Origin of the sequence: Cellulomonas algicola, assembly GCF_003851725.1 — a bacterium.
GTDB lineage: Bacteria > Actinomycetota > Actinomycetes > Actinomycetales > Cellulomonadaceae > Cellulomonas > Cellulomonas algicola.
Genome location: NZ_BHYL01000410.1, coordinates 1 through 4,429, shown reverse-complemented (window position 1 = coordinate 4,429; position 4,429 = coordinate 1). Strand labels below are relative to the sequence as shown.

Genomic DNA, 4,429 nt, shown 5'->3' with positions numbered 1-4,429 from the left:
GGGGACGCGCGCGGTGCGGCCCGCAGCGCCGCCACCGTCGCGGGCGCGGGTGAGGCCGTCGCGAGCGAGGGGCCGGGCGTCGTGCGCGGGACGGGCGGTGCCGCCGTCGGGGGCGAGGGAACAGCCGACCCTGCCGCGGCGTTGGTGCTGCTGCGCGAGGCGGCCGCGGAGCGCTCGGCCGTCTGGGTCGAGCTCGTCGGGCCGCAGGGCGTCCCGGAGCGGCGGCTGCTGCGACCGGTGCACGTCGAGGGTGGGCGGCTGCGGGCCGTCGACCCGGCGCGCGAGGCGGAGCTGACCGTCGCGGTGCACCGCATCGCGTCCGTGCAGCGCGCCGACGACGACCCCGGCACCCCGGGCGACACCACTGCCGCCGACGAGGCGAAGGAGACCACGTGACGAACGGCCCGCTGATCGTGCAGAGCGACAAGACGCTCCTGCTCGAGGTCGACCACGACCAGGCCGACGCCTGCCGGCGGGCCATCGCCCCCTTCGCCGAGCTCGAGCGCGCCCCGGAGCACGTGCACACGTACCGGCTGACGCCGCTGGGTCTGTGGAACGCGCGCGCCGCCGGGCACGACGCCGAGCAGGTCGTCGACGTGCTCCTGGAGTACTCGCGGTACCCCGTGCCGCACGCGCTGCTCGTCGACGTCGCGGAGACCATGTCGCGGTACGGGCGGCTGCAGCTCGTCCAGCACCCCGTGCACGGCCTCGTCCTGCACGCGCTCGACGCCGCGGTGCTCGCCGAGGTGCTGCGGTCCAAGCGCACCGCCGGGCTGCTGGGGGCGCGCCTCGACGACACGGACGTCGTCGTGCACCCGTCGGAGCGCGGGCACCTCAAGCAGGTGCTGCTCAAGCTCGGCTGGCCCGCAGAGGACCTCGCGGGCTACGTCGACGGCGAGGCGCACCAGATCGACCTCGCGCAGGACGGCTGGCACCTGCGCCCCTACCAGGAGCATGCGGTCGAGTCGTTCTGGCACGGCGGGTCCGGCGTCGTCGTCCTCCCCTGCGGCGCGGGCAAGACGCTCGTCGGCGCGGGGGCGATGGCGAAGTCGTCGACGACGACGCTGATCCTCGTGACCAACACCGTGTCCGCGCGGCAGTGGCGCGACGAGCTCGTCAAGCGCACGACGCTCACCGAGGACGAGATCGGCGAGTACTCGGGCGCCCGCAAGGAGATCCGCCCGGTCACCATCGCGACCTACCAGGTGCTCACGACCAAGCGGAAGGGTGTGTACACGCACCTCGAGCTGCTCGACGCGCGCGACTGGGGCCTCGTCGTCTACGACGAGGTCCACCTGCTGCCCGCGCCGATCTTCCGCATGACGGCCGACCTGCAGGCCCGCCGCCGCCTCGGGCTCACCGCGACGCTCGTCCGCGAGGACGGCCGCGAGGACGAGGTGTTCAGCCTCATCGGCCCCAAGCGGTTCGACGCTCCCTGGAAGGACATCGAGGCGCAGGGCTACATCGCGCCCGCCGACTGCATCGAGGTCCGCCTCACGCTGCCCGACCACGAGCGCATGCTCTACGCGACCGCCGAGCCCGAGGACAAGTACCGCCTCGCCGCGACCGCCGCCGGGAAGAACCGCGTCGTCGAGCGGCTCGTCGCGCAGCACGAGGGCGACCAGGTGCTCGTCATCGGCCAGTACCTCGACCAGCTGCACGAGCTCGCCGAGCACATCGACGCCGACCTCATCACGGGTGAGACCACCGTGCGCGAGCGGCAGCGTCTGTTCGACGCGTTCCGTGCCGGGGAGATCCACAAGCTCGTCGTCAGCAAGGTCGCGAACTTCTCGATCGACCTGCCCGAGGCGTCCGTCGCGATCCAGGTGTCGGGGTCGTTCGGGTCCCGGCAGGAGGAGGCGCAGCGCCTCGGCCGGATCATGCGCCCCAAGTCCGACGGCAAGACGGCGCACTTCTACACGGTCGTCGCACGCGACACGGTCGACCAGGAGTTCGCGGCCCACCGCCAGCGCTTCCTGGCGGAGCAGGGCTACGCCTACTCGATCGTCGACGCGGAGGATCTGGACGTCGCGCAGTAGGTGGTGAGGGCGGCCGCAAGTCCGTACTCGCGACCTACGGAGCGGAGTCCGGATCCGACCACAAGCGCGGAGGATCTGGACGTCGCGCAGTAGATCGTGAGGTCGGCCGGAGGCCGCACTCGCGATCTACGGAGCGGAGTCCAGATCCGACCACAAGCACAGAGATCTGGACGTCGCGCAGGCGGTCGGAGCGCAGTCCAGGTCCGACCACGAGCACAGGGACCTGGACCCGACCTGTCGGCAGGGAACCGGCCCGACCTCAGCCCCGCGCGACGGCCCCGTCGCCCGTCGCCCACGACAGCCACCGCACCGCCTGCGACCGCATGAGCTCGCGGACGTGCTCGGCGAGGTCCCAGAGCGCGGGTCCGACGCGCGCGGCGTCGTGCACCCAGCCGGGTGCCGATCCGGTCCACCAGGCGGCGACGGCGTCCCGCTGCCAGACGAGGCGTGCGGCGACGTCGGTCCGGGCGCGCTCGACGGCGGCCGCGACGTCCCCGACGACCTGCGCGACGCCGGCGTCGAGGCGGGCGCGGTCGACGAGCGACTGCACCGGCACGTCGGGGGCGACGACCGCGCCGGTCGTGCCGCGCTCGGCGGGCCCGGCGGCGTGCGCGGGTGCGGTGAGGGCGACCAGGCCGACGAGCGTGAGGACCGCGACCGCGGCCACGTGGCTCACGCGTCTGGTCCGCGGCACCTGCCCCCACCTTCCTGTCGACGCGGGCCGGCGGGACGCGTTCGTCCCTGTGAGTCCGCTGTGTGCGACGACCCTCCCACCGCCGGTGCCCGCAGGTCAACGTGCCGCGCCGCGCTGACCTGGGGCGACGCTTCACCGGCGCCGACAGGGCGCGGCCGGTCGACGGCGGCCGCGGGAACCCGGGGGGCTGGTGTCTCGTTGCGGCGGGTACCACCCTGAGAAAGGATCGTCGCGTGCGTCCCCGGTCCCGCGCGTCGTCGCCCGTGCCCCTCGTCGGTCCTGCGTGCGCGGCCGCTGCGCTCGCCCTCGCGGCCGTGCCCGCGCTCGCCGCCGCACCGGCCGCTGCGGTGCCGCTGCGCGCCGCCGAGCCGGTGTCGATCACCGCGGACATCACGGACGAGGTGGGCGCGCTCGGCGGGTCGCAGGGCGTGGTGCAGGCCTCGCTCGACGAGCTCTCGGCCGCCACGCCGTACGACCTGTACGTGGTGTACGTCGCGGACTTCGGGGGGCAGAACCCGGTCGACTGGGCGCAGGCGACCGCCGCGCAGTCGGGGCTGGGCGAGTCCGACTTCGTGCTCGCGGTGGCGACGGAGGCGCGCCGGTACGCGCTCGTGCCGGAGTCGACGGGCGACCTGTCGAGCGGTGAGGTGCAGGCGGCCGCGACGGCCGCGGAGGACCACCTGTCGCAGGACGACTGGGCGGGTGCGGCGGTCGCGACCGCCGACTCGTTGCGGGCGTCGGCGACGGGCGCCGGCGGTACCGGCGGCGGAGGCGGGTTCGGCTTCGGCGGGGTGCTGCTGCTCGGTCTCGTCGTCATCGGCGGGTTCTTCCTGCTGTCGGCCGTCCTCCGACGCCGGCGGGACCGGCAGGCCGGACCGCCTCCGCAGCAGCAGGCCGTCGGACCGGTCGACGAGCTCGTGGCGCTCCCCACGGCGGAGCTGGACAAGCGGTCGTCGTCGGCGCTCGTGCGCATCGACGACGCGCTGCGCACGTCGGAGCAGGAGCTCGGCTTCGCGCAGGCGCAGTTCGGGCCGGACGCGACGCGCGAGTTCGAGCAGGTCCTCGCGACGTCGAAGCAGCAGGTCACCGAGGCCTTCCGCCTGCGGCAGACGCTCGACGACGACATCCCCGACACCGAGCCGCAGGTGCGCGACACGGCGACCCGCATCATCCGGACGGTCGCGCAGGTCTCCGCGGCGCTCGACGCGCAGAAGCAGGCGTTCGACGAGCTGCGCGACGTCGAGTCGCGGGCCGGCGACGCGATCGAGGCCCACGCGCGCGAAGCCGCGGCGCTGCAGGCGCGCGTCGACACGGCCCGCGCGACGCTGCAGACGCTCCAGACGCGCTACCCGGCGACGGCGCTCGCGTCGGTCGTGCACAACCCCGACCAGGCGCGCCTGCTGCTCGACGAGACCGGCGCGACGCTCGCGCAGGGCCGCACGGCCCTCGAGCAGGGCGACCGTGCGACCGCCGTCCGGTACGCGCGGGCCGCCGAGGAGGCGCTCGGTCAGGCGCGCGTGCTGCTCGACGCGGTCGACCACGCGGGCACCGACCTCGCGTCGGCGGGTCCGCGCCTCGACGCGGCGGTCGCGTCGATCACGTCGGACATCGCCGACGCGCAGCGGCTCGGCCCCGGCCGCCCCGAGGTCGCACCGCGCGTCGCGGCGGCGCAGGCCGCGATCGCCACCGCGCAGTC

Annotated in this window: 3 protein-coding genes and 1 pseudogene; 3 read left to right on the top strand and 1 reads right to left on the bottom strand. The window is 74.8% G+C overall.

The window, feature by feature from the left end; genetic code table 11:
* Positions 1–396 (top strand): annotated as a pseudogene (locus CTKZ_RS20100) (helicase-associated domain-containing protein); the annotation flags it as partial.
* Positions 393–2,039 carry a DNA repair helicase XPB gene (locus tag CTKZ_RS20095; protein WP_124344570.1) on the top strand — a complete coding sequence of 549 codons (1,647 nt, stop codon included), beginning with the start codon at positions 393–395 and terminating at the stop codon, positions 2,037–2,039. The pseudogene CTKZ_RS20100 and the gene CTKZ_RS20095, both read left to right, overlap by 4 nt.
* Before the next feature lie 259 nt (positions 2,040–2,298).
* Here the strand turns inward: CTKZ_RS20095 and CTKZ_RS20090 are convergent, their stop codons facing one another.
* On the bottom strand, positions 2,299–2,715 hold the full coding sequence (locus tag CTKZ_RS20090) for a hypothetical protein (protein ID WP_124344569.1): 417 nt from the start codon (positions 2,713–2,715) through the stop codon (positions 2,299–2,301).
* 251 nt (positions 2,716–2,966) lie between these two features.
* Between CTKZ_RS20090 and CTKZ_RS20085 the strand changes: the two genes are divergently transcribed.
* Positions 2,967–4,429 (top strand): TPM domain-containing protein (locus tag CTKZ_RS20085; RefSeq protein ID WP_160142943.1); only part of this gene is annotated, 1,463 nt, incomplete at its 3' end.